23 protein-coding genes are annotated in these 24300 nt (G+C 71.6%); 13 read left to right on the top strand and 10 right to left on the bottom strand.

Annotation, left to right across the window (positions count from 1 at the left end; all coding sequences use genetic code 11):
- Nucleotides 1-56: 56 nt before the first annotated feature.
- Together ACIA8X_RS13855 and ACIA8X_RS13850 are read left to right on the top strand one after the other, a co-directional pair.
- Complete coding sequence (locus tag ACIA8X_RS13855; RefSeq protein WP_393446159.1) at nt 57-1034, top strand: sugar kinase; 978 nt, start codon at nt 57-59, stop codon at nt 1032-1034.
- Between the two features lie 145 nt (nt 1035-1179).
- Complete coding sequence (locus ACIA8X_RS13850; RefSeq protein WP_393446161.1) at nt 1180-2406, top strand: cytochrome P450; 1227 nt, start codon at nt 1180-1182, stop codon at nt 2404-2406.
- A 70-nt stretch (nt 2407-2476) separates the two neighbouring features.
- Here the strand turns inward: ACIA8X_RS13850 and ACIA8X_RS13845 are convergent, their stop codons facing one another.
- Nucleotides 2477-5635 (bottom strand): ATP-binding protein, encoded by a 3159-nt coding sequence (locus ACIA8X_RS13845; RefSeq protein ID WP_399458355.1) that lies wholly within the window; start codon nt 5633-5635, stop codon nt 2477-2479.
- 77 nt (nt 5636-5712) lie between these two features.
- Here ACIA8X_RS13845 and ACIA8X_RS13840 point away from each other — a divergent pair, with 77 nt between their 5' ends.
- Together ACIA8X_RS13840 and ACIA8X_RS13835 are read left to right on the top strand one after the other, a co-directional pair.
- Nucleotides 5713-6090 carry a DUF779 domain-containing protein gene (locus ACIA8X_RS13840; RefSeq protein ID WP_399458354.1) on the top strand — a complete coding sequence of 126 codons (378 nt, stop codon included), beginning with the start codon at nt 5713-5715 and terminating at the stop codon, nt 6088-6090.
- A 77-nt stretch (nt 6091-6167) separates the two neighbouring features.
- Nucleotides 6168-7406: a phosphodiester glycosidase family protein gene (locus ACIA8X_RS13835; RefSeq protein ID WP_399458353.1), complete on the top strand. Its 1239-nt coding sequence runs from the start codon at nt 6168-6170 to the stop codon at nt 7404-7406.
- Nucleotides 7407-7427: 21 nt separating this feature from the next.
- On the opposite strand, the gene ACIA8X_RS13830 is transcribed toward ACIA8X_RS13835, so the two are convergent.
- From ACIA8X_RS13830 to ACIA8X_RS13805, 6 genes are all read right to left on the bottom strand, one after another.
- On the bottom strand, nt 7428-7622 hold the full coding sequence (locus tag ACIA8X_RS13830; RefSeq protein WP_393446169.1) for a hypothetical protein: 195 nt from the start codon (nt 7620-7622) through the stop codon (nt 7428-7430).
- Nucleotides 7623-7748: 126 nt separating this feature from the next.
- Entirely contained in the window at nt 7749-8612 is an 864-nt protein-coding gene (locus ACIA8X_RS13825; protein WP_399458352.1) for a phosphatidylinositol-specific phospholipase C/glycerophosphodiester phosphodiesterase family protein, read from the bottom strand.
- A 194-nt stretch (nt 8613-8806) separates the two neighbouring features.
- Nucleotides 8807-9910, bottom strand: coding sequence for an acyl-CoA dehydrogenase family protein (locus ACIA8X_RS13820; protein WP_393446173.1), 1104 nt, complete (start codon nt 9908-9910; stop codon nt 8807-8809).
- Nucleotides 9907-11088, bottom strand: coding sequence for an acyl-CoA dehydrogenase family protein (locus ACIA8X_RS13815; protein ID WP_399458351.1), 1182 nt, complete (start codon nt 11086-11088; stop codon nt 9907-9909). Before ACIA8X_RS13815 ends, ACIA8X_RS13820 begins: the two co-directional genes overlap by 4 nt.
- Nucleotides 11085-12062, bottom strand: coding sequence for an NADPH:quinone oxidoreductase family protein (locus ACIA8X_RS13810; protein ID WP_393446177.1), 978 nt, complete (start codon nt 12060-12062; stop codon nt 11085-11087). Before ACIA8X_RS13810 ends, ACIA8X_RS13815 begins: the two co-directional genes overlap by 4 nt.
- 103 nt (nt 12063-12165) lie before the next feature.
- Nucleotides 12166-12738 (bottom strand): helix-turn-helix domain-containing protein, encoded by a 573-nt coding sequence (locus ACIA8X_RS13805; protein ID WP_393446179.1) that lies wholly within the window; start codon nt 12736-12738, stop codon nt 12166-12168.
- A gap of 76 nt (nt 12739-12814) precedes the next feature.
- Between ACIA8X_RS13805 and ACIA8X_RS13800 the strand changes: the two genes are divergently transcribed.
- The 5 genes from ACIA8X_RS13800 (at nt 12815) to ACIA8X_RS13780 (ending at nt 17605) form a co-directional block, all read left to right on the top strand.
- Entirely contained in the window at nt 12815-13738 is a 924-nt protein-coding gene (locus ACIA8X_RS13800; RefSeq protein WP_399458350.1) for an NAD(P)/FAD-dependent oxidoreductase, read from the top strand.
- Nucleotides 13739-13837: 99 nt separating this feature from the next.
- The gene (locus ACIA8X_RS13795) at nt 13838-15376 is read left to right on the top strand and encodes an ATP-dependent DNA ligase (protein ID WP_399458349.1); all 1539 of its coding nucleotides are present in this window, start codon (nt 13838-13840) and stop codon (nt 15374-15376) included.
- Nucleotides 15373-15855, top strand: coding sequence for an NUDIX domain-containing protein (locus ACIA8X_RS13790; protein ID WP_399458348.1), 483 nt, complete (start codon nt 15373-15375; stop codon nt 15853-15855). Before ACIA8X_RS13795 ends, ACIA8X_RS13790 begins: the two co-directional genes overlap by 4 nt.
- 93 nt (nt 15856-15948) lie before the next feature.
- Nucleotides 15949-17343 carry an NADP-dependent succinic semialdehyde dehydrogenase gene (locus ACIA8X_RS13785; RefSeq protein ID WP_399458347.1) on the top strand — a complete coding sequence of 465 codons (1395 nt, stop codon included), beginning with the start codon at nt 15949-15951 and terminating at the stop codon, nt 17341-17343.
- 25 nt (nt 17344-17368) lie between these two features.
- Nucleotides 17369-17605 (top strand): DUF6213 family protein, encoded by a 237-nt coding sequence (locus ACIA8X_RS13780; protein ID WP_234762360.1) that lies wholly within the window; start codon nt 17369-17371, stop codon nt 17603-17605.
- Between the two features lie 63 nt (nt 17606-17668).
- On the opposite strand, the gene ACIA8X_RS13775 is transcribed toward ACIA8X_RS13780, so the two are convergent.
- Nucleotides 17669-18280 (bottom strand): transcriptional regulator, encoded by a 612-nt coding sequence (locus ACIA8X_RS13775; protein ID WP_399458346.1) that lies wholly within the window; start codon nt 18278-18280, stop codon nt 17669-17671.
- A gap of 118 nt (nt 18281-18398) precedes the next feature.
- Nucleotides 18399-19625 (bottom strand): acyl-CoA dehydrogenase family protein, encoded by a 1227-nt coding sequence (locus ACIA8X_RS13770; RefSeq protein ID WP_393446191.1) that lies wholly within the window; start codon nt 19623-19625, stop codon nt 18399-18401.
- Between the two features lie 170 nt (nt 19626-19795).
- Here ACIA8X_RS13770 and ACIA8X_RS13765 point away from each other — a divergent pair, with 170 nt between their 5' ends.
- Nucleotides 19796-20440, top strand: a complete 645-nt coding sequence (locus tag ACIA8X_RS13765; protein WP_393446193.1) for a TetR family transcriptional regulator — start codon at nt 19796-19798, stop codon at nt 20438-20440.
- Between the two features lie 22 nt (nt 20441-20462).
- Here the strand turns inward: ACIA8X_RS13765 and def are convergent, their stop codons facing one another.
- On the bottom strand, nt 20463-21002 hold the full coding sequence (gene def, locus ACIA8X_RS13760; RefSeq protein WP_399458345.1) for a peptide deformylase: 540 nt from the start codon (nt 21000-21002) through the stop codon (nt 20463-20465).
- Nucleotides 21003-21114: 112 nt separating this feature from the next.
- Here def and ACIA8X_RS13755 point away from each other — a divergent pair, with 112 nt between their 5' ends.
- From ACIA8X_RS13755 to ACIA8X_RS13745, 3 genes are all read left to right on the top strand, one after another.
- Nucleotides 21115-22353: a MurT ligase domain-containing protein gene (locus tag ACIA8X_RS13755; RefSeq protein ID WP_393446197.1), complete on the top strand. Its 1239-nt coding sequence runs from the start codon at nt 21115-21117 to the stop codon at nt 22351-22353.
- Between the two features lie 23 nt (nt 22354-22376).
- A complete protein-coding gene (locus tag ACIA8X_RS13750; RefSeq protein WP_393446199.1) occupies nt 22377-23105 on the top strand; it encodes a type 1 glutamine amidotransferase in 729 nt (242 codons plus the stop codon).
- A gap of 168 nt (nt 23106-23273) precedes the next feature.
- A complete protein-coding gene (locus ACIA8X_RS13745; protein WP_399458344.1) occupies nt 23274-24299 on the top strand; it encodes a 6-phosphofructokinase in 1026 nt (341 codons plus the stop codon).
- Nucleotide 24300: the final 1 nt, after the last annotated feature.

Genomic DNA, 24300 nt, shown 5'->3' with positions numbered 1-24300 from the left:
CCGTATCCCCTCCCCTCCGCGCCCGTATCCCCTCCCCATCCGCGCCAGGAGAACCCTTGCCCCACCCGACCACCGACTCCCGACCCATCGAACCCACGGCCGCGGATGTCGTGTGCCTCGGCGAGACCATGGCCGTCCTCAGCCCGCCGGACGACCGCCCGCTCGCCGACCAGCCCGCGCTCCGCCTCTCCATCGGGGGCGCCGAGTCCAACGTGGCCTGCGGGCTGGCGGCGCTCGGGCACCGCGTCGCATGGCTGAGCCGGGTCGGCGACGACCCGTTCGGCCGGCGCATCGTCGCCGAACTCGCCGCCCGGGGCGTCGAGGTGAGCGCCGTGGGCATCGACCCGCACCATCCGACCGGCGTGTACTTCAAGGACCCGGGACCGTACGCGACCCGCCCCCTGTACTACCGGAGCGGTTCGGCGGCGGCCCGGATGGGACCGGAACTGGCCCGCTCGCCCGAGCTCCAAGGTGCGCGCGTCGTCCATCTGTCGGGCATCACGGCGGCCCTCTCGGACAGTTGCGGGCGCCTGTTGGAGGAGGTCGTGGTGCGCCGCACTCCCTGGACCGACGGCACGCGGCCGCTCGTCTCCTTCGACGTCAATCACCGCCCCGCCCTGTGGAGCACACACGGCGGTGACGCGGCGGGGACGTTGCGTGACCTCGCCCGCGCCGCGGACCTCGTCTTCGTGGGCCGCGACGAGGCCGAGGCCCTGTGGGGCACCGCCCACCCCGACGACATCGCCGAGCTGCTCGCCCCGGCACCGCGCGTCGTCGTCAAGGACGCCGAGCACGGTGCCACCTCCTACACCGCGGGCGCCGTCACCTTCGTGCCGGCCCTCGACGTCGAGGTGGTCGAACCGGTCGGCGCGGGCGACGCCTTCGCCGCCGGGTATCTCTCCGGCGTCCTGAAGGACATGGACGAGCCGTCACGGCTGCGCCTCGCCCATCTGACGGCGGCGACGGCCCTGCGCAGCCGGGACGACATCCCCGACCTGGGCGAGGCCGACGCGACGCTCACTTCCCAGCGGTAGTCGGCCCTGCGACGGTCCGCCCTCCGGCAGTCCGCTCTCCGGCCACCCCACGGCGACCCCTGAAACCGCTCTGAAACCGTCCTGAAGGCGCCCTCCCACACGCTCTGGAGCACACCGACTCCCCGGAGCCAGAGAGGCACACGCCATGACCGCCACCCCCCTCCACCTCACCCCCGAGCTCATCGAGGACCCCGTGCGCGGCTACGCCGACCTGCGCTCCTGCCCCGACCTCGGCCACGCGGTCCTGCCGGGCCTGGACACCCCCGTACGGCTGATCACCCGCTACGAGGACGTGCGCGCCGCACTCACCGAACCGCGCCTGATCCGGGACCGCACGTCCGTCCCCGGCGGCTCCGACATGCCGGACCCGCAGGCCGAGTTGCTGGCCCAGGGCTTCGAGGGCTTCCCGCAGGAGTACCTCCCGTACGTGTCCGGGCACCTGGCCCTGTTCGACGGTGACGAGCACACGCGGCGCCGCAACCCGCTCACCCGCGCCTTCACCGCCCGCCGCGTGTCCGCGCTGCGGCCCTTCGTGGAGAAGACCGCCCGGGAGCTGATCGCCGGTCTCGGCGAGCGTGAACAGGCCGATCTGCTGGGCGAGTTCGCCTACCCGCTGTGCACCGCCGTGATCTGTGAGCTGGTCGGGGTCGACGCCGCCGACCAGGAGCGGGTCTGCGGATGGATCCGGGACTTCGCGTACGGCGACGGCAGCGGGATCGCCGAGGGGCTGTCCGGCATCGTGGAGTACACCAAGGACCTGGTGGCCCGGCGCCGCGCCGAACCGTCCGACGACCTGGTGTCCGCGCTGCTGGCGGACGGCGGGATGAGCGACGACGAGATCGTCACCGTCTTCTTCCTGCTCATCAACACCGGCATCACCCCACCCGCCCTGTTCCTCGCCCACGGCGTGCTCGCCCTCCTCGACCACCCCGAGCAGGGCGAGCTGCTGCGCGCCGAGCCGGAGCTGCTGGCCCGCACGGTGCCCGAACTCCTGCGGTTCGTCACGCTGGTGCGCATCGGCGCCACCCTGTACGCCACCGAGGACTTCGAGTTCGCCGGTACGCCGCTGAAGAAGGGCGAGGCCGTGACGGTCGCGCTGTTCGGCGCCGACCACGACCCGCAGGCGTACGAGATGCCCGAACGGCTCGACATCACCAGGGAGTTCGGGCGCGGCGACGGCCATCTCGCCTTCGGGCACGGTCCGCACTACTGCATCGGGGCGGCGCTGGGCCGCGTGGTGACGGGAGTGGTGTTCGAGGAGCTCTTCGTCCGGCGGACGGCGCCCGTCCTGGCCGTGGACCGGGCCGACGTCCAGTTCGGACACTGGCCCGGCGACGGCTTCCACCTGCTGAGCCTGCCGGTACGGCTCTGACCGGGCCGGTTCTGACCGGGTCGATTCCGAGAGGGTCGATTCCGACCGGGCAGGCTCTGACCGGGCAGACTCAGCCGGTCCGCTCCCGCAGCAGCCCGAGCGCGGCCTCGCGCAGACCGTCCGGGTCCAGGGCGGCGTACTCGGACACGGCGTCCGCGTACGCCGCCCGGTCCGCGTGCTCGGCGCTCTCGCGGGCGCGGGCGGAGGACATCGTCGGCTGGAAGTTGCGCAGATACCTGAAGCCCTCGGCCAGCGCGATCAGCCGTACGCCGCGAGCCGCGGCGTCCTGCGCCAGGTCGGCGGTGCCGAGCGCGAGAAGCAGCGCGCCCAGGACGGGGAGGTCCGCCGCCGTGCTGTGCGCGGCCGGGGACCGGGTGAGCAGGGTCGTCAGGCGCTCCGGGAGCGATGCGGCCAGGGGCGCGACGAGGTCGGTGCGGCCGTGCCGGGCGTGGGCCGTCACGGCCACGGCCTGCAGCTCCAACCGCCAGCCCTCCAGGAGGTGTTCGCCTCCGAAGACGGGGCTCGTACCCCGCTTGAGCCGCTCGATGGCCCGGCGCCACAGGCCGAGCCCCGTCTCGATGTCGCCGCGGGCGAGCGCGATCTCGGCGCGGGCCCCGAGGTCGGGGGCGAAGGCGTCGGGGGCCATGCCCTCGGGCTGGTGCCGCAGGGTGTGTTCCAGCCAGTGTTCGGCCGCGTCGAGGTCCCCGGTCTGCAGGTGGGCGAGCATCAGCCCCCAGCCAAGGCCGAGCGAATCGGTCCGCTCGCCGTACCTCTCCAGGGCCGCCAGCGCGTCCTCCATGGGGCCGAGCGCCTCGGCGCCGCGTTCCGTGCGCAGGCACAGCTCACCGAGCCGCGACTGCGGCCAGAACCGCAGCATGGGTATGTCCCGGTCACCGAAGGCGTCGAGGGTCCGGCGGGCGGCGTCGAGCGCCCGCTCCGGGTCGTGCGCGCTCTCCCACACATAGCCCGCCGCCCCGTTGGCGAAGCCCGCGAGCAGCGGCTCGTCACTGGCGCACAGCGCTTGAAGCGTCTTGTGGTCGGCGGACGCGAGGATCTCCGGCAGGGCGCACAGCACCGTCGACAGGGCCCGGACGAGCGTGTCGGGCGGGGCGGACGGCAGTCGCCGCAGGGTTGCGAGGGGGCGTACCGCGCACGTGCCGAGGGCGAGGACGAGGGTGCAGGTCAGCATGGCGAGGGCGGTGCGGGTCGGCTCGACGTAGGCCGGGCCGGGCCGGTGGTGCGAGAGCGGCCGGGCGGTGTCCTCGGCGAGGGCCATCAGCCGGGTGTAGTTGGCCTCGGTGGCCCACAGGGAGCCCAGGACGGCGGCCACCGCGGCGACGGTGTCGGCGTCCTCGCGGGCGAGTGCGAGCCGCAGCGCCTGGACCAGGTTGTCCTGCTCGGCACGGATCAGCCGCCAGGAGGGAATCGGGTCAGGTCCGAAGGGCGCGTCGTGATACGTGACCCCGAACTCCCGCGCCCAGCTCAGGAACCGGTCCGCGACCACGTCCTCCTCCCCCGCCCGTTCCCGATGGGCGGCGGCGAACTCCCGTACGGTCTCCAGCATCCGGAAGCGCGTGCCGTGCGCGGTGTCGGTCACCTTCAGCAGGGACTGGTCGACGAGGTCCTCCAGCACGTCCAGGACGTCAGAACCGCCGACGATGTGCTCGGCGGCGCTGGTGGTGAAGCCACCGGGGAGGACCGACAGGGCGCGCAGGGCCGCTTGGCCTTCCGGTGCGAGGAGGTTCCAGCTCCAGTCGACGACGGCGTGCAGGGTGCGGTGCCGCTGCGGTGCGTCCCGCGGTCCGCCGCGCAGCAGGGCGAAGCGGTCCTCCAGTCGGCGGGCGATCTCGGCCACCGACATCACCCGTACCCGGGCGGCGGCCAGCTCGGTCGCGAGCGGCAGCCCGTCGAGGCGGCGGCACAGGTGGGCCACGGCGTCGGCGGGCAGCTCGGCGTCGGGGCGGGCGGCGCGGGCCCGCTGTTCGAACAGCTCGACGGTGGTGGCCGGGTCCAGCTCGGGCAGCGGGTGGACGGCCTCCGAGGTCAGGCCGAGCGGGGCGCGGCTGGTGGTGAGGACGCCGACGTTCCGGGTCATCGACACCAGCGCCCGGACGAGGTCGGCGACGCCGGAGACGACCTGCTCGCAGTTGTCGAGGACCAGCAGCGCGGGCCCAGGGCCGAGGGCGCCCACGATGCCGGCGAGCGCTTCGGCCGCCACTCCGAGCCCACCGGACGACGCGCGCAGGCTCTCGCCGACGCCCAGCGCCGAGGCGACCTCGCCCGCGACGTCGGCGTCCCGGCCGACCCCGGCGAGCGGCACCAGCTGCACGACCCGGTGCTCGGCGTCACGCGCCACGGCACTCGCGAGCCGTGTCTTGCCGAGGCCGCCCGGCCCGACGATCGAGGTGACCCGGGAGCTGTGGATCAACCGGGTGACGGCAGCGACGTCGGACTCCCGCCCGAGCAGCGGGTTCGGCTCGTGCGGCACCCCGCGCCGCACCACGGGCGCCTGACCGCGCAGCAGTTCCTGGTGCAGCTCCTGCAGGGCGGGGCCGGGATCGGTGCCGAGCTCGTCGCGCAGCCGGCGCCGGTAGCCGTCGTACCCCGCCAGCGCGGTGGCCGCACCGGCGGCGGCCGCCTGACAGCGCATCAGCTCCAGCAGTAGCTCCTCGTCGAGGGGACGGTCGCCCATCAGCTCACCGAGCGGCCCCATCGCCTCCTCCCGGCGCCCGGAACGCGCCAGCGAGAGCGCCCGCAGTCGGGCCAACGACCGGTGTGCGGCGGCGAGTTCGAGGCGCAGCGCCGCCAGCGGATCGTCGAGGGGGCCCTCCTCCGCCGGGCCGCCGTCCCACAGCGCGAGCCCCGCCTCGGCCTCGGCGACCGCGCCGTGATGGTCCCCGGCCCTCGCCTTCTCCGTGCTCGCGGCGGCGTGCAGCTGGACGGCCCAGGCGTCGACCTGGTCCTCGCGCAGGGCGATGCGGTAGCCGGTGGGTGTGCTCGCGATGGTGTCGCCGCCGAGCAGTGACCGGGCCCGGGAGACCAGGATCTGCAGGGCCTTGGTCGGGTTCTCGGGCTGCTCGTCCGGCCACAGCCCGGCCACCAGCCGCCCCGTGCCGCATCCCGCCCGCGGCTCCCCGGCCAGCAGCGCCAGCAGGGCGCGCAGGCGGGGCGCGGTGATCTCCTTGCCCCGGTGGGAGACGGACGTCAGCAGCGTCAACTCGATGGTCACCTCAGCAGGTTAGTCAGAACGGGTGGTCGCAGCGGGTGCAACCCTGTCGCAACGTTGCCCGTGCTGTCCTTGCCGCCATGGACGAGGAGACCCCGCTGTTCGAGGAGACCCCGCGCGTCGAGCTCACCCCCGCGGCCGAGGACCTGCTGCGCCGTCTGCGCGCGACGCACGGCCCGCTGATGTTCCATCAGTCCGGCGGCTGCTGCGACGGCAGCGCGCCGATGTGCTACCCGGCGGGCGAGTTCCGTACGGGTGACGCGGACGTGCTGCTCGCTGAGCTGGTCGTCGAGGGGGTGGCGGAGCCGGTGACGTTCTGGATGGCGCGCGGTCAGTACGAGGTGTGGAGCCACACCCGGCTGATCGTCGACGTCGTCGAGGGCCGGGGCAGCGGCTTCTCCCTGGAGGCGCCCGAGGGGGTGCGTTTCCTCACCCGTTCGCGGGTCGTCGGCGCCTAGAAACCCTGCTGGTCATCGCGGTCTGGTGCACTTCCCCTGAGTCCTGCCACATTTGACGAGACATCAGGGGGGGAAGTGTGACACGTCATCAGAAACGGTTCGGAACGACCAGAGCGGCCCTCGCGCTGCTCACGGCAATCAGCGCGCTGGCCGGTGCGACCCTGGTGGGGGCGGCACCGGCCGGCGCCGTGCAGCGGGGCACCGAGATCGCGCCGGGCGTGCGGTACGAGGAGTTCGACATCGCGGCCCTGAAGGGCCCGGCGCACGCCCATGTGCTCACCGTCGACCTGCGCGATCCGCGGGTACGGCTCGACCTGCTGCACCCGGGGGCGGTGGCGGCGCGGGCCACGGTCTCCCAGCAGACGACCGGGCAGGGTGCCGTGGCGGGCGTGAACGGCGACTTCTTCAACATCAGCGAGGCCCAGCACCCGGGCGTCGAGGCGACCGGCGCGAGCGTGGGACCGGCGATCGCGCGCGGCCGGGCACTCAAGGCGGCGGTGCCGAACGGCCAGCGGTTCGGGCCGGCCCTGCCGCCCGGCACGAGCACCGAGGACGTGTTCGGCGTCGGCGTGGACCGCCGGGCCCGGCTCGACGACCTGAGCCTCGACGGCTCGATCCGCACGCCCGAGGGCCGGCTGCCGCTGCGCGGGCTCAACCAGTACGCGCTGCCGGTGAACTCCATCGGCGCGTTCACGTCCAAGTGGGGCGGCGTCTCCCGGGTGCGCGCGACCTGCGGCACGGACACGGACCGGGCGGCGCCGTGCAGCACCGACACCTACGAGGTGACGGTGCGCCGCGGCCGGGTCGTGTCGACCGCCGACACCCCGGGCAGCGGGGCGATCGCCTCGGACACGACCGTCCTCGTGGGCCGGGAGACGGGCGCGCAGCAGTTGCGGAAGTTGTTCGCGGGCGAGCGGGTGAAGGTACGGCACCGACTGGTGGCGGCGGCGTCCCGGGTCCCGTACCGCTTCGCCCTCGGCGGCTACCCCGTGCTGGACGACGGACGGCCGCTGCCCGGCCTGGACGGCAGCGCCTCGGCCGTGCGCACCGCGGTGGGCATCGGAGACCGCGGACGGCGCGTCGTACTGCTCGCACTGGACGGCGCGCCCGAGTACCGCACCGGTCTGACGATCGCGGAAGTGGCGTCCATCATGCGGGAGTTGGGCTTGGTGGACGCCCTCAGTGTGGACGGCGGCGGTTCCTCGACGCTGGTCGCCCGGGACCCGGGAGCGGCGACGGTGTCCGTACGGAACCACCCCTCCGACGGACGGGAACGCCCCGTCCCCAACGGCATCGGAGTCTTCTCGACCCGATGACGGTCAGGGTGATGGTCACGGTCATGGCCTGAGACTGCTGACGATGTCCGCCGTGGCCGTCAGACCGCTGTTGATGGTGGGCGCCATGCTGGTGCCGGCCAGGTAGAAGCCGAGCAGCAGGCACACGATGGCATGGGTGATCTTCAGTCCGCCGTTGCGGACGAAGATCACCGCCAGGACGAACAGCAGCAACACCACAGAGATGGAAATGGCCATCGTCAATCTCCTCCGCCACGCCGCCTTGTACCGGTTCACGGCGTTCGGCCATAAGTGTGGCGTAGCGGAGGGTTCGTCCGGGCGGCTGACCTGTCCTCCGAACGTGTGGTGTCCCGCAGGCTGGACCTAGACCGCCCGGTGGGCGCCGAGGAAGGCCTCAAGGCCGGCGAGGTCGTCGGTGTTGAGGAAGTCGACGTCGGCGGCGAGCAGCTCGCCCCACAGGGCGTCCCGGGCAGGTCCGGCCACATCCGGGGTGGCCCAGAAGCGCACCGTCTGGCCACGGGAGTGGGCCGCCTGGACGATGCCGCGCAGCTTCTGCCGTTCGGCGTCCGGGAAGGCGCCCACGCCGAGCCAGGTGAAGTTGAGCGTCCAGTTGTCGCTGATCAGCGGGACGAAGGAGGCGGGCGCGGAGCTGCCGAGGTCGGCGAGGCGGCCGTCGTAGAAGGCCCGGCGGACGGTCTGGGCCTCCATGGGCACACGGGCGGCACGGTCGCCGGAGATCACGGCGGTGACGGGGCCCGTGAACACCCGGCCGTGGGCGTAGGTCGTGAACAGCTGCTTGTACCGCTTGAGGTGCTTGTCGAGTTCGAGATACGTCGACGAGCCCTCGGTCTTGATGTCGATGAGCAGTTGGATCGGCCGGCGGTAACCCCGGTAGACGGAGCCGTGGTTGGCGCGGACGCGGGCGGCCAGCGGGTCCAGGTAGAGGGACTCCAGGGTGCGGCTGGGGTCGAGGTCCTCGGGGTCGTGGCCGATCAGGAGCTGGTCGCCGACCAGGTAGATGTCGGCCTCTACGCTGCCGAAGCGGTGGTCGAGGGCGTCGAGGAGCGGACGCGGGTGCTCGTAGTCGTTGTGGGCGTGTGCCCGCCACAGCGGACGCGGGCGGTGCTTCTGTTCGCCCGCCGACGCGCTGGTGGCGGGCAGGGCGACGGCGCCCGCGAGGGCGGCACCGAGGGTCGTGAGGGCTCTGCGACGAGTGGTGAGGGCCATGCTCTGCCTCCCTGACAGGGGCGTTTTCGGACCTGGGGAACCGCTGCGAGTATGCGATTTCGCGGGCCCAAACAGCAGAGCCGGGCGGGGAGTTGGCCGGACTGCCGCCCTGTGTTCACTTCATCGGTGCAGCGCACACGAAAAAGCCCGCCCCAGGTCGGGCGGGCTTTTCGCGCGGTTCGCTCAGGTGTACGTCAGGGAGCGCCGAGGTCGACGAGTTCGGCCAGTGCCTCGCGGTGGGCGCCCGCGGTGCCGTAGGCGATCGAGTCGGCCTTGGCCCGCTTCAGGTACAGATGCACCGGGTGCTCCCAGGTCATCCCGAGACCGCCGTGCAACTGCAGGGCCTCCTCGGCGGCGTGCACGGCGACCGGCGCCGCGTAGGCCTGGGCGACGGCGACCGCCAGGTCCACGTCCTCGCCGGACGCGAGCGCGTCGGCGGCGTTACGGGCCGCCGCGCGCAGGTTGACGACCTCCAGCCACAGCTGGGCGAGCCGGTGCTTGAGGGCCTGGAAGCCGCCGACGGGACGGTTGAACTGCTTGCGGTCCTTCAGATAGCGGACCGTCTCGGTCAACGTCCACTCGGCGAGCCCGAACTGCTCGGAGGCGAGCAGTCCTGCGCCGGCCCGCAGGGCGCGTCGTACGGCGGACTCGGCATCCCCCAGCAGACGGCCGGGTGCCCCGTCGAGGCTCACCGTGGCCACCGGCCGGGTCAGGTCCAGGGACGCCTGCGGGGTGACGGTCACGGCGTCGGCGTCCACCGCGTACAGACCGCCGTCGTCGGCGGGCACGAGCAGCACATCGGCGACGGCCGCGTCCGCGATGCCGGTCAACTCCCCGTGCAGGGCGCCGTCCTCATGCCGTACGACCTTGTAGGCGCCGCCGGGAGCGACGTTCAGGGCGACGGCGAGAGCGCCGATCTTCCGCCCGGACGCCAGCTCGGCGAGCAGCCCCGCGTCGCTCTCGCAGCCGAGCAGCGCCTCCGTGGCCACGACAGCGCTGGTCAGATACGGGACGGGGGCGACCGCTCGCCCCAACTCCTCCAGGACTACGGCGACTTCGCGGTGCGTGGCACCCTGGCCGCCCCGCTCCTCCGGGACCAGGAGCCCGGCGAGGCCCATGCCGTCGGCGAGCGCCTTCCAGGCGGCCAGGTCGTGCGGGGCGTCCGACTCGGTGCGGGCGATGACGCCGGGGGCGTCGCAGTGGTCGGCGAGCAGGTCCCGGACTGCGGCCCGCAGCGCCTCTTCCTCCTCCGAGTACAGCAGGTCGGGCTGGGTGCTCTGTGCTGGCGGCGTCCTCATCGGGCCAGGTCCTTCCAGGCGACGTCCTTGTCGGTGCGCGGCTCGGACGGCAGGCCCAGGACGCGCTCGGCGACGATGTTCAGCAGGACCTCGGTGGTCCCGCCCTCGATGCTGTTGCCCTTGGAGCGGAGGTAGCGGTAGCCGGCGTCACGGCCGGTGAAGTCCACGAGCTCCGGGCGCCGCATGGTCCAGTCGTCGTACAACAAGCCTTCCTCGCCGCGGAGTTCCACCTCCAGGCCGCTGATCTCCTGGTTGAGGCGGGCGAAGGCGAGCTTCATGCCGGCGCCCTCGGGGCCGGGCTGCCCGGCGACGAGTTGCTGGCGCAGCCGCTCCGCGGTGAGGCGGGAGACCTCGGACTCCACCCACAGCTTCAGCAGCCGCTGGTGCAGATCGTGGGTGCGCAGTTCGGGCCGCTCGCGCCAGGTCTTGGCGATCGGGCCGATCATGCCCCCCTCGCGGGGCAGGCGCATGCCGCCGATGGCGACGCGCTCGTTGTTCAGCGTGGTCTGCGCGACCTTCCAGCCGTCGCCGATCTCGCCGAGGCGACGCGAGTCCGGGATACGGACGTCGGTCAGGAACACCTCGTTGAACTCGGCCTCGCCGGTGATCTGGCGCAGCGGCCGGACCTCGACGCCGGGGTCGGTCATGTCGCAGAGGAAGTACGTGATGCCCGCGTGCTTGGGCACGCCCGGGTCGGTGCGGGCGATGAGGATGGCCCAGCGGGCGAGGTGCGCGCTGGACGTCCACACCTTCTGCCCGTTGACGACCCAGTCGTCACCCTCACGGACGGCCCGCGTCCCGAGCGCGGCCAGGTCCGATCCGGCGCCGGGCTCGCTGAAGAGCTGGCACCAGACCTCCTCACCGGTCCACAGGGGCCGCAGGAACCGCTGCTTCTGTTCCTCGGTGCCGTACTTCAGGATCGTCGGCGCGGCCATGCCCAGTCCGATGCCGATGCGTCGGGGGTCGTTGTCCGGGGCGCCCGCGGCCTCCAACTCGGCGTCCACGACGACCTGGAGGGAGCGGGGCGCACCGAGTCCGCCGAGCCCCTCGGGATAGTGCACCCACGCCAGACCAGCGTCGAAGCGGGCGCGCAGAAAGTCCAGTCGCTCGGTCGTCGCCGGCGGATGAGCGGCCAGCAACTCCGCGGTACGGCGGCGCAGTTCGGCGGCGTCGGTCATGCCGCTCCTCCTTCGGTGAGTCCCGGGATCACGGCGACGCGCCCCGTGGTGACGCCGTCGGCAACCCTCTGCACGGCGGCAGCGGCCCCGCCCAGCGGCACCCGCTCGCTCACCAGCGGCTTGATCGCGCCCCGGGCGGCCAGCTCGGTGAGCTGTTCGTGGCAGTGCTGGATCAGCTTGGGGTTCTTGGTGTTGTACAGACCCCAGTGCAGACCGAGGATCGAGTAGTTCTTCACCAGGGCGTGGTTGAGGGCCGGGCTGGGGATGGACCCGCTGGCGAATCCGACCACGACGATCCGGCCCTCGAAGGCGACGACCTTGGTGGACTGGGTGTAGGCCTCGCCGCCGACGGGGTCGTAGATGACGTCGGCGCCCCGGCCGCCGGTGGCCTCCTTCACGGCGCCGATGACGTCCTCGGCACGCCGGTCGATGACGACGTCACAGCCCAGCTCCCGGGCGACAGCCGCCTTGTCCGCGCCGCCCACGACACCGATGACCCTCGCCCCGGCCGCCTTCCCGAGCTGCACGGCCGCGCTGCCGACCCCTCCAGCGGCAGCGTGGACCAGCAGCGTCTCGCCGGCTTCCAGACCGGCCCGCCGGTGCAGACCGAACCAGCCGGTCTGGTAGCCGATGTGCAGGGCTGCGGCCTCGGCGTCGTCCAGCGCGTCGGGCGCGGGCAGCACGGCGGCGGCGTCCGCGACGACGTACTCGGCGAACCCGCCGTAGGGCAGCACGGGGTTGGCGAGCACGCGGCGGCCGTCCTCGGTCTCGCCGCAGATCTCCACGCCCGGCGTGAACGGCAGCGGCGGCCGGACCTGGTAGTGCCCCCGGCACAGCAGCGCGTCCGGGAAGTTGATGTTCGCGGCACGCACCTTCAGCAGGACCTGGCCGTCACCGGGCGTGGGCGTCTCGACGTCCGCGAGGCGCATCACCTCGCTCGGCTCGCCGTTCTCGTGCACTTGCCATGCCTGCATGCGGGGCCTCCACGGGGGACTGCTTCGTCTGACCGGGGTCGTTCGCATACTAAGCGGTCGCTTGCCGATCAGGGAACAGTCCGCCGGGGAACAGTCATGTCCGTCACGCTTTCCGGGGACGCGCGCGTACGTGCATGCGCTCACCTTGCGGCCCGAAGAGGCTCAGGAACTCCGCCGGCCCCTCCCCCGTCGACCCGAACCAGTGCGGCACCCTCGTGTCGAACTCCGCCACCTCTCCCGCCGTGAGCACCACGTCGTGCTCGCCCAGCACGAACCGCAGCCGCCCGGCCAGCACGTACAACCACTCGTAACCCTCATGGGTGCGTGGCTCGGGCGTTTCCTCGCCCTGCGGTACCAGCACCTTGAAGGCCTGGAGGCCACCGGGCTGCCGGGTGAGCGGCCAGTAGGTGCGTCCGTGCCGCACGAGGGGCTTGGACCTGACCCGCGGGTCCCCCACGGGCGGCGTCCCGACCAGCTCGTCCAGCGGCACCTGGTGGGCCTGGGCGATCGGCAGCAGCAGCTCCAGGCTGGGCTTGCGCAGGCCGGACTCCAGCCGGGAGAGCGTGCTCACCGAGATACCGGTGGCCTCGGACAGCGAGGCCAGCGTCACCTCCCGTTCCTTCCGCATCTGCCGGAGTCTGGGGCCAACGCCCGCGAGAACGTCGTCGGTACTCATACGGGTATTGCAGGTTCGGCAAACTTGTTTGTCAATACCGCACCCTCGGGGCACGGTCGTGGTGGAGGTGGTCACCATGACCGGAACGTACGAAGTGATCGTCATCGGCGGCGGCGCGGCCGGCCTGTCCGCGGCCCTCGTCCTGGGCCGCGCCCGGCGCCGCACGCTGGTGATCGACGCGGGCGAACCGCGCAACGCGCCCGCCGCCCACATGCAGGGCTATCTGTCCCGGGACGGCATGTCGCCCACCGAGTTCCTGGCCGTGGGACGCGAGGAGATCGCACGCTACGGCGTCGAGCTGGTCCGGGACCGGGCGGTGGGCGTCACACGCGGCGAGGACTTCACGGTCGTCCTGGCGAGCGGCCGTACCGTCCATGCCCGACGACTCGTCATCGCCACCGGCCTCAAGGACGACCTCCCGAAGGTCCCCGGCGTCGCCGAACGCTTCGGCAAGGACGTGCTGCACTGCCCGTACTGCCACGGCTGGGAGGTCCGTGACCAGGCCTTCGGCGTCCTCGCGACCACGCCGATGAGCGTGCACCAGGCGCTGATGGTGTCGCAGTGGTCGAAGGACGTGACCTTCTTCCTGCACGAGGTCACCGAGCCGGACCTCTCGGACGACGATCTGCGCAGGCTGGCGGCGGCCGGGGTGAAGGTGGTGCCCGGCGCGGTGGCAGAGCTGGCGACCGAGGACGACCGCCTCACGGGCGTGCGCCTGGCCGACGGTACGGTGCACGCGCGCGAGGTGCTCTTCGTCGCACCCCGCGCGGTACCGCAGACCGGCCTGCTGGAGAAGCTCGGCGCCGAGTTCACGGAGACCCCGTTCGGCTCGTATCCGGTGGTCGACCCGACCGGGCTCACGTCCGTGCCGGGCGTCTGGGCGGCCGGCAACGCGATGGGCTTCTCGGAGCAGGTCATCAACGCTGCGGCGGGCGGCTACCGGGCCGGAGCCTTCATCAACGGGGAGCTGCTCTTGGCAGACCTCGATGCAACCCCCTAGGGGCGCGGGGAACTGCGCGACCAGCCACAACGCACCCGCAGACGAAAATCAACCCTTGGTCGGCGTGTAAACCAGCGGAGCGCGTCGCACCATGGCTGCATGCTGCTGACCCGGCTGGCCCACGTATCCCAGGAGGTCGCCGCGACCTCCGCGCGCTCCCGGAAGATCGCTCTGCTGGCGGAGCTGTTCCGGGACGCCGAGGCCGACGACGTGCCGATCGTCATCCCGTATCTGGCGGGCCGCCTGCCCCAGGGCCGGCTCGGCATCGGCTGGAAAGTACTGAGCCACCCGGTACCGCCCGCCGCCGAGCCGACCCTGACCGTCCACGACGTGGACGCCCGACTCACCGAACTCGGCAAGATCTCCGGCACCGGCTCACAGGCCGAACGCGCCCGCCTGGTAGGCGAGTTGATGGGTACGGCCACGGAGGACGAGCAGCGGTTCCTGTTCGGGCTGATCACCGGCGAGGTACGGCAGGGCGCGCTGGACGCGGTGGCGGTGGAGGGCCTGGCGCAGGCGACCGAGGCACCGTCGGCCGAGGTACGGCGGGCGGTGATGCTCGCCGGGTCGCTCCAGACGGTGGCCGAGGCCCTGCTCGCCGACGGCCCCGCCGCCCTGGCCCGCTTCCGGCTCACCGTCGGCCGCCCGGTCCTGCCGATGCTGGCGCACACCGCGTCCTCGGTGTCCGAGGCGGTCGACAAGCTGGGCGGTTGCGCGGTCGAGGAGAAGCTGGACGGTATCCGCGTCCAGGTCCACCGCGAGGGCGACACCGTACGGCTCTACACCCGCACCCTCGACGACATCACCGACCGCCTGCCCGAACTGACCGCCGCCGCACTGGAGTTGAGGGGAGACCGCTTCATCCTGGACGGCGAGGTCATCGCCTTCGACGCCGAAGGCCGCCCCCGCTCCTTCCAGGAGACCGCAGGCCGCGTCGGCTCCCGAGTGGACGTGACGACGGCGGCGCGGGACGTCCCCGTCTCCCCCGTCTTCTTCGACGCCCTGTCCGTGGACGACCGCGACCTGCTCGACCTGCCGTTCACCGAGCGGCACGCGGAGCTGGCCCGGCTGGTCCCCGAGCCGATGCGGGTACGCCGCGCGCTGGTGTCCGGCCCCGAGGACCTGACGCGGGCCGAGGACTTCCTCGCCGAGACCCTGAAACGCGGCCACGAGGGCGTGGTCGTCAAGGCCCTCGATGCCCCCTACAGCGCGGGCCGGCGCGGCGCCTCCTGGCTGAAGGTGAAGCCCGTCCACACCCTCGACCTGGTCGTGCTGGCCGCCGAATGGGGCCACGGCCGCAGGACCGGCAAGCTGTCCAACCTCCACCTCGGGGCGCGCACGGCGGACGGCGGTTTCGCCATGCTCGGCAAGACCTTCAAGGGCATGACCGACGCGATGCTGACGTGGCAGACCGAGCGGCTCCAGCAGCTCGCCGTGGAGAGCGGCGACTGGGTGGTGACCGTACGCCCCGAACTGGTCGTCGAGATCGCCTACGACGGCCTGCAGCGCTCCACCCGCTACCCGGCCGGCGTCACCCTCCGCTTCGCCCGCGTGGTCCGCTACCGCGAGGACAAGCGGCCGGAGGAGGCCGACACGGTCGAGACGCTGCTCGCCGCGCACCCGGAGGTGAAGCCGTGACGCCGCCCGGCGAGAAGCGCGAGAAGCGCAGCGCGGGCCTGCTGCTCTTCCGCCACACCGAAAACGGCCTGGAGGTGTTGCTCGGCCATATGGGCGGCCCGTTCTTCGCCAAGCGGGACGCCGGGGCGTGGACGGTCCCGAAGGGCGAGTACGAACCCGACGAACCCTCCTGGGACGCCGCCCGCCGGGAGTTCCGGGAGGAGCTGGGGCTGGCGCCGCCCGACGGGGAGGCCGTACCGCTCGGCGAGGTCAAGCAGGCAGGCGGCAAGATCGTCACGGTGTGGGCGATCGAGGCCGACCTCGACCCGGCGACGGTCGTCCCCGGCACGTTCGTCATGGAGTGGCCGCCGCGCTCGGGCCGGACCCAGGAGTTCCCGGAGCTGGACCGGGTGCAGTGGCTGGGCCTCGACCGGGCGCGCGAGGTCGTCGTCAAGGCCCAGGCGACGTTTCTCGACCGGCTGGCGGAGCACTCGGCCTGAGAGCCTGAGCAGCCGTACACGCGTTGCGGTACCCCCCGCCGCGCGGGAAGGTCGAAGCATCAGTTGGCTCCCAGGAGGTCAGGAGGTTCGGGGATGCCCATCGCAACGGTGAACCCGGCCAACGGCGAGACGCTCAAGACGTACGAGGCCATGGGCGCCGAGGAGATCGAGCGCAGGCTCCAGCTCGCCGAGGCCACGTTCCGCACGTACCGGACGACGAGCTTCGTCGACCGTGGCCGCCTGCTGCTCCAGGCCGCGCATCACCTGGAAGAGGACCAGCAGGACGTCGCCCGGATGATGACCACCGAGATGGGCAAGCCCGTCAATCAGGCCCGCGCGGAGGCCGCCAAGTGCGTCAAGGCGATGCGCTGGTACGCCGAGCGCGCCGAGGAACTGCTCGCCGACGAGGAGCCGGCCGACTCCGACATGAAGGACTCGGGCGCATCGCGCGTGCGGGTGCGCTACCGCCCGCTCGGGCCGATCCTCGCGGTGATGCCGTGGAACTTCCCGCTCTGGCAGGTGATCCGCTTCGCGGCCCCGGCGCTGATGGCGGGCAACGTCGGCCTCCTGAAGCACTCCTCGAACGTTCCCCAGACCGCCCTGTACCTCGAGGACCTGTTCCACCGCGCGGGCTACACCGAGGGCTGCTTCCAGACCCTCCTCATCGGCGCCGGGCAGGTCGACGAGATCCTGCGCGACGAGCGCGTCAGGGCGGCCACCCTGACCGGCAGCGAACCCGCGGGTCGCGCGGTGGCGGCCACCGCCGGGGAGATGATCAAGAAGACGGTGCTGGAGCTGGGCGGCAGCGACCCGTACGTCGTCATGCCGTCGGCCGACCTCGACCGCGCGGCACAGGTCGCGGTGACCGCGCGTGTGCAGAACACGGGGCAGTCGTGCATCGCCGCCAAGCGGTTCATCGTGCACACCGACGTCTACGACGCCTTCGCCGAGCGGTTCGTCGAGGGCATGAAGGCGCTGGTGGTCGGTGACCCGATGCTGGACGAGACGGACGTGGGCCCGCTGGCGACCGAGCAGGGGCGCTCCGATCTGGAGGAACTGGTCGACGACGCCCGGCGCAGCGGAGCGGACGTGCTGTGCGGCGGTCACCAGCTCCGCCGGCCCGAACTGCCCGGCTGGTACTACGCGCCCACCGTCATCGCCGGCATCACCCGTGATATGCGGATCCACCGGGAGGAGGCGTTCGGACCGGTCGCCACGCTGTACCGGGCCGGTGACCTCGACGAAGCGGTGCTGATCGCCAACGACTCGCCCTTCGGACTGAGTTCGAACGTGTGGACGCGGGACGAGGCCGAGGTCGACCGTTTCGTACGGGATCTGGAGGCCGGGAGTGTCTTCGTCAACGGGATGACGGCGTCCCATCCGGCGTTCCCGTTCGGCGGAGTGAAGCGGTCCGGATACGGGCGTGAGCTGTCCGGGCACGGAATCCGCGAGTTCTGCAACATCACCACTGTTTGGCACGGTGCGTGAGCGCTGCGCGACTACGATCCCGGGTGTGAACCGCGAAGTTACTCTGCCGCTGATCGTCGATGACCGCGGGACCTTGCAGGTGGCTGCCGCCGATGTGAGCAAGCTGCTGCGTACCGTGGGTGGTCGGTGGCTGCACCTTGTCGAGGCCGGGGAGGATGGGCTCGACGAGGACACGGTGGCCGCGTTGACCATTGAGCTGGCGAAGCTTGCGGATCGTATTGATGTGGCGTGCATTGCTCATAGCAGCGGGAGTGCGCCGTAGGGGTTTCGGTGTGGTGCCGTCTGCGGGTTCGTTGTGGCTGGTCGCGCAGTTCCCCGCGCCCCTTTAGGTCGGCTCGCGCAGCGTCTCCCAGAACATCTCCTCGTAGGACTGGAGCAAGCGGGCGTACCCGTGTGCGCGCTCCTCATCCAGTTGCCCGGCATCCCGTCCCGCCTCGACCGCGGAGGCCGCCTTCTGATCCAGCTCCGCGGAAGGTTCCGCGAAGAAGTCGAAGAAGGCGCAGGCCTCGTCCGTGAAGGCGTAGTGGTGGCGTAGGGCCTGGGCGATCGTTGCGCAATAGCCGCCCCAGGTGGCGAAGTTGGCCGTCAGGGCGAGGACCGCTTCGGGCGGTGAGGCGTTCAGGGCGAGCCAGGCGACGTATGCGGGATAGGCCTGGCAGCCCGGGAGGGGCTCGTAGGCCGCCGCCCGCCCCTCGGTCACACCACATGCCGCCGCGAAGGCACCCAGCCGCTCCGCCGCCAGCGCCTCGCCCTCGGCCAGCAGGGCGAAGAAGGCGGCGGACTCGGGGGCGGCGGGCGTGGCCCGCTGGGCCAGATGCAGGAACGCGAGACGGTCGGCGGGGATCACCCGGCCCTGTTCGAGAGCGAGGGCGGCGAGGGTGGTGGTGCGGTCGGCCTCGCCACGGGCGATCAGCGGTACGAGGGGGTTGACCGTCATCGGCATCCTCCATCAACTCGACAACGCGGCCCAGGGCAGCCGGCCCAGGGGCGCGGGGAACTGCGCGACCAGCCACCAACGACCCGCAGACCGCGTCGCGCAGCAACCCCTACGGCGCTTACCGAATCGGCATACCCGACAACGTACGCGCGATCACCAGCCGCTGAATCTCACTCGTCCCCTCGAAGATCGTGTAGATCGCGGCATCCCGGTGCATCCGCTCCACCGGGTACTCCCGCGTGTACCCGTTGCCCCCGAGAATCTGTATCGCCTGCGCCGTCACCTTCTTCGCCGTCTCGCTCGCGAACAGCTTCGACATCGACCCCTCGGCCGCCGTGAACGGCTTCCCCGCGATCGCCATCCAGGACGCCCGCCACACCAGCAGCCGCGCGGCGTCGATCTGCGTCGCCATCTCGGCCAGCTGGAAGGCGACCCCCTGGTTGTCGATGATCGGCCGCCCGAACTGCTCACGCGTCATCGCGTAGTCGAGGGCGACTTCGTACGCGGCACGGGCCGTACCGACGGCCATCGCGCCGACGGCCGGCCGCGAGGCCTCGAACGTGGCCATCGCCGCGTTCTTCACGCGCTCGCCGCCCGTCTTGGCACGCTCGCGGGCCCGCGCCAGCCGCTCGTCCAGCTTCTCCTTGCCGCCCAGCAGGCAGGAGCCCGGCACCCGCACGTTGTCCAGGACGACCTCGGCGGTGTGCGAGGCACGGATGCCGTGCTTCTTGAACTTCTGGCCCTGGGCCAGGCCGGGTGTGTTCGGCGGGACGATGAAGGACGCGTGGCCCTTGGAGCCGAGCTCCGGGTCGACGACCGCGACGACCACGTGGACGTTGGCGATGCCGCCGTTGGTCGCCCAGGTCTTCGTGCCGTTGATCACCCACTCGTCCTTGGCCTCGTCGTACACCGCACGCGTACGCATCGAGGCCACGTCCGACCCGGCGTCGGGCTCGGAGGAGCAGAACGCGGCGAGCTTGACGTCGTTCGCGTCACCGTACATCTGGGGCACCCAGGTGCCGATCTGCTCCTCGGTGCCGTTGGCGAGGACGCCGACGGCGGCGAGGCCGGTGCCGACGATCGACAGGGCGATGCCCGCGTCCCCCCAGAACAGCTCCTCCATCGCCATGGGGATGCCGAGACCGGTCGGGTCGAAGTACTGCTGGGCGTAGAAGTCGAGCGAGTAGATGCCGACCTTCGCGGCCTCCTGGATGACCGGCCAGGGAGTCTCCTCACGCTCGTCCCATTCGGCGGCCGCGGGGCGGATCACATCGGCGGCGAAGCCGTGGAGCCAGTCGCGGACCTCCTTCTGTTCGTCGTTGAGCTCCATGGTGAACTCGGCCATGACCCCTCCAGCTGCGGTACGTGCGTGTTACTAGCGGTAACCCTAGTTTGTTACTGGCTAGTAGGTAAAGTCAACTCCCGATGACTCATCGACAGCCCATTCGATGAATGGAGCGTGTTGAGTGTTAGTTTGCGCAGGCGTTACCGATTCAGCACGGGTGGGGAGAGCACATGGACACCACACAGCGGACCGATCAGCAACGGTCCGCCGACCGCCGTCGGCGCGAGCTGCTCGAGGCCGCCGACAGAGTGGTGCTGCGCGACGGCCCCCAGGCCTCGATGAACGCGATCGCGGCGGAGGCCGGTATTACGAAGCCGATTCTGTATCGGCACTTCGGCGACAAGAGCGGACTTTACGCGGCGTTGGCCAAGCGGCATACGGATGCGCTGCTGGACTCGCTGCGGGCCGCGCTGGACGCTCCCGCGGACCGGCGTGAGCGGGTCGAGGCCACGCTGGACACCTACCTCGCGGCGATCGAGGCCCGGCCCCAGGTGTATCGCTTTCTGATGCATCCGACCGAGGGAGGGCAGACGGCGGATCAGGGGTTCGACGTCGGTAAGCACTCGATGCCGTTGCTGCGGCGGATGGGTGAGGAACTGGCCACCGTGATCGAGGAGCGGCTGGATCTCGGGCCGGGGAGTCAGCAGCTGGCCCGGGTGTGGGGGCATGGGATCGTCGGGATGATGCATGCCGCCGGGGACTGGTGGCTGGGGGAACGGCCTTGTTCCAGGGCTGAATTGGTGCGTAGTTTGGCCGACCTTTTGTGGGGACGGCTTGCCGCCGCGGGGGACAAGATGGGCGGTCCGGGATTCTGAGGGTTGCGCCCCGGGTGCAACCTCACCGGCGCCAAGAGGCTCGGGCCAGCTGTCGCATCAAGCGTCTGTGGCGCCAACCCGTCACCCGGTCCGCGTACACCTGGCCTTCCAAGTGGTCGCACTCATGCTGCAAGCACCGCGCGAAGAACCCCGTGCCGTGGACCGTCACCGGCTCCCCCGTCATCGCGAACCCCTCGACCACCGCATGGTCGTACCGCTCCGTCCCCGCCTCAAGGCCCGGCAGCGACAGGCACCCCTCCGGGCCTCGGAGCACCACCCCGTCCGTCTCCACGAGCCGCGGGTTCACCACATGCCCGAGGTGTCGTACGTCCTCGTCGTCGGGGCAGTCGTATACGAAGACCCGCAGCGGCTCCCCCACCTGGTTCGCGGCGAGGCCCACGCCCTGTGCGGCGTACATCGTCGCGAACAAGTCCTCGACGAGTGCCGCGAGTTCAGGGCCGAAGTCGGTCACCTCGCGGCAGGGCTCGCGCAGGAGCGGGGAGCCGTGCAGGGTGAGAGGCCTAACGCGCCCGTTGGTGCCCGGAATGGAGCCGTTTCGCATGGCGGCAAGGGTACGGCGATTCGGGAGTGCGAATGGATCTCGATAGGCTGACCACCACCACGTTGCCGTAGGGCTTCAGGCACGGCGCGTACGCAAGGAGGATCGAGAACTGATGGCAGGCAACTCGGACCCGCTCTCGCCGCGGGCCAAGCTGGCCGTGACCGCGGGCAAGGCGGTCGCGGCGGCATCGCGCGCCGCAGGGCGCGGCAGCGGTTCGGTGATCGGCGGCCGGGTGGCGCTCAAACTCGACCCCGACCTCCTCGCGCGGCTCGCGCAGAACCTGGACGTGATCCTGGTCTCGGCGACCAACGGGAAGACCACGACCACCCGGCTCATCGCGGAGGCCCTGCGGGCCGCCGGGCCCGTCGTGTCCAACGCGCTCGGCGCCAACATGCCCGCGGGCATCACCTCGGCGCTCGCCGGCGGCTCGGAGGCGCGGTACGGCGTCATCGAGGTCGACGAGAAGTACCTCGCCGGTGTCGCCCGGGACACCGACCCGAAGTGCATCGCGCTGCTCAACCTCTCCCGTGACCAGCTGGACCGCGCCGCCGAGACCCGGATGCTCGCCGAGAACTGGCGCGAAGGTCTCACGGGTTCGAAGGCCGTGGTCATCGCCAACGCCGATGACCCGCTGGTCGTGTGGGCGGCCTCCTCGTCCCCGAACGTGATCTGGGTCGCCGCCGGGCAGATGTGGAAGGACGACGCCTGGTCCTGCCCGTCCTGCGGTGGCGTGATGCAGCGGCCGGGCGACGACTGGTTCTGCGGTGAGTGCGGCTTCCGCCGTCCCACGCCGAGCTGGGCGCTGTCCGGCGATCATGTCCTCGACCCGCACGGGTCCGCCTGGCCCATTCATCTGCAGCTGCCCGGGCGTGCCAACAAGGCCAACGCCGCCTCCTCGGCCGCCGTCGCCGCCGTGTTCGGGGTGCCGCCGCAGGTCGCCCTGGAGCGGATGTACCAGGTGCAGGCCGTCGCGGGACGGTACGACGTCGTGCAGTTCCAGGAGCGGGATCTGCGGCTGCTGCTCGCCAAGAACCCGGCCGGCTGGCTGGAGACGTTCTCCCTGATCGACCCGCCGCCGACCCCGGTGATCCTCTCCGTGAACGCGCGCGGCGCCGACGGCACCGACACCTCCTGGCTGTGGGACGTCGACTACACGCGGCTGTCCGGACACCCGATCTGCGTCATCGGCGACCGCAGGCTCGACCTCGCGGTGCGCCTGGAGGTCGCGAACCAGCAGTTCCAGGTCTGCGACAACCTCGACCAGGCGGTGCAGATGAGCCCGCATGGCCGGATCGAGGTCATCGCCAACTACACCGCGTTCCAGGACCTGCGCCGCCGCGTCGGCAACTGACCACCGGACCTCAGGGGACTTAAGTGAGCGACAACCAACTGCGGGTCGTCTGGATCTACCCGGACCTGCTCAGCACCTACGGCGACCAGGGCAACGTCCTCGTCGTGGAGCGCCGTGCCCGGCAGCGCGGCCTCGACGTGGCCCGCCTCGACGTGCGCAGCGACCAGCCGATCCCGACGTCCGGCGACATCTACCTCATCGGCGGTGGCGAGGACCGTCCGCAGCGGCTGGCGGCCGAGCGGCTGCGCCGGGACGGCGGTCTGACACGGGCCGTCGAGAACGGCGCCATCGTGTTCTCCGTCTGCGCCGGCTACCAGATCCTCGGGCACGAGTTCATCAACGACCTCGGTCAGCGCGAGCCCGGCCTCGGGCTGATCGACGTGGTGTCCGTGCGGGGTGAGGGCGAGCGGTGCGTCGGTGACGTGCTCGGGGACATCGACCCGCGGCTCGGCCTGCCCCCGCTGACCGGCTTCGAGAACCACCAGGGCGTCACCCACCTCGGCCCGACCGCCCGCCCCTTCGCCCAGGTCCGCCTCGGCAACGGCAACGGCACGGGTGACGGCACGGAGGGTGCGTACAACGACACCGTGTTCGGTACGTACATGCACGGCCCGGTGCTCGCCCGGAACCCGCTGATCGCCGACCTGCTGCTGAAGCTGGCGCTCGACGTGAACGCGCTGCCGCCGACCGACGACCGCTGGTACGAGGCACTGCGCGGCGAGCGCATCGCGGCCGCGCAGCAGCCTGCCTGAACAGGGTCACTCACCAGCCCGTCTGACGGCACGTCCGCACAGGTGAGCGGGGTCGTCCAGCAGGCGGACGGACGGTTCGGCCCCGCCCCCCGGTGCCGCTAGGGTGGCGGGGATTCGAGCCGGACAGCGTGGTCCGGTCCCGGCCCACGTGGAGAAGGTTTTCGGGCTATGCGCATTGGTGTCCTCACGTCCGGCGGCGACTGCCCCGGCCTGAACGCCGTCATCCGGTCCGTCGTGCACCGCGCCGTCGTCGACCACGGCGACGAGGTCATCGGCTTCCGGGACGGCTGGAAGGGCCTCCTGGAGTGCGACTACCTCAAGCTCGACCTCGACGCGGTGGGCGGCATCCTGGCCCGCGGCGGCACGATCCTCGGGTCCTCCCGGGTCCAGCCCTCCCATCTGCGGGACGGTGTGGAGCGGGCCAAGGGCCATGTCGCGGAGCTCGGCCTCGACGCGATCATCCCGATCGGCGGCGAGGGCACCCTCAAGGCGGCCCGGCTGATGTCGGACAGCGGCCTGCCCGTCGTGGGTGTGCCGAAGACCATCGACAACGACATCGCCGTCACCGACGTCACCTTCGGCTTCGACACGGCGGTGACCGTGGCGACCGAGGCGCTGGACCGGCTCAAGACCACCGCCGAGTCCCACCAGCGGGTGCTGGTCGTCGAGGTCATGGGGCGGCACACAGGGTGGATCGCGCTGCACTCCGGTATGGCGGCCGGCGCGCATGCCGTCGTCGTGCCGGAACGGCCCTTCGACATCGAGGAGTTGACCCGGGTCGTCGGGCAGCGGTTCGAGGCGGGCAAGCGCTTCGCGATCGTCGTGGCGGCGGAGGGGGCCAAGCCGAAGCCCGGGACCATGGAGTTCGACGAGGGCGGCAAGGACGTCTACGGGCACGAGCGGTTCGCCGGGATCGCGCGGCAGCTGTCCATCGAGCTGGAGGAGCGGCTCGGCAAGGAGGCGCGGCCGGTGATTCTGGGGCATGTGCAGCGGGGCGGTACGCCCACCGCGTACGACCGGGTGCTGGCGACGCGGTTCGGGTGGCATGCGGTGGAGGCGGTGCACCGGGGTGAGTTCGGCCAGATGACGGCGCTGCGGGGAACCGACATCGTGATGGTTCCGCTCGCCGAGGCGGTCGAGACGCTGAAGACCGTTCCCGAGGACCGCTACGAAGAGGCGGAATGCGTTCTATAGG

The sequence above is a fragment of the Streptomyces sp. NPDC051738 genome (assembly GCF_044453205.1).
Lineage (GTDB): Bacteria > Actinomycetota > Actinomycetes > Streptomycetales > Streptomycetaceae > Streptomyces.
The sequence above is the reverse complement of the archived record's forward strand: the minus strand, read 5'-3'. Positions and strand labels throughout refer to the sequence as shown.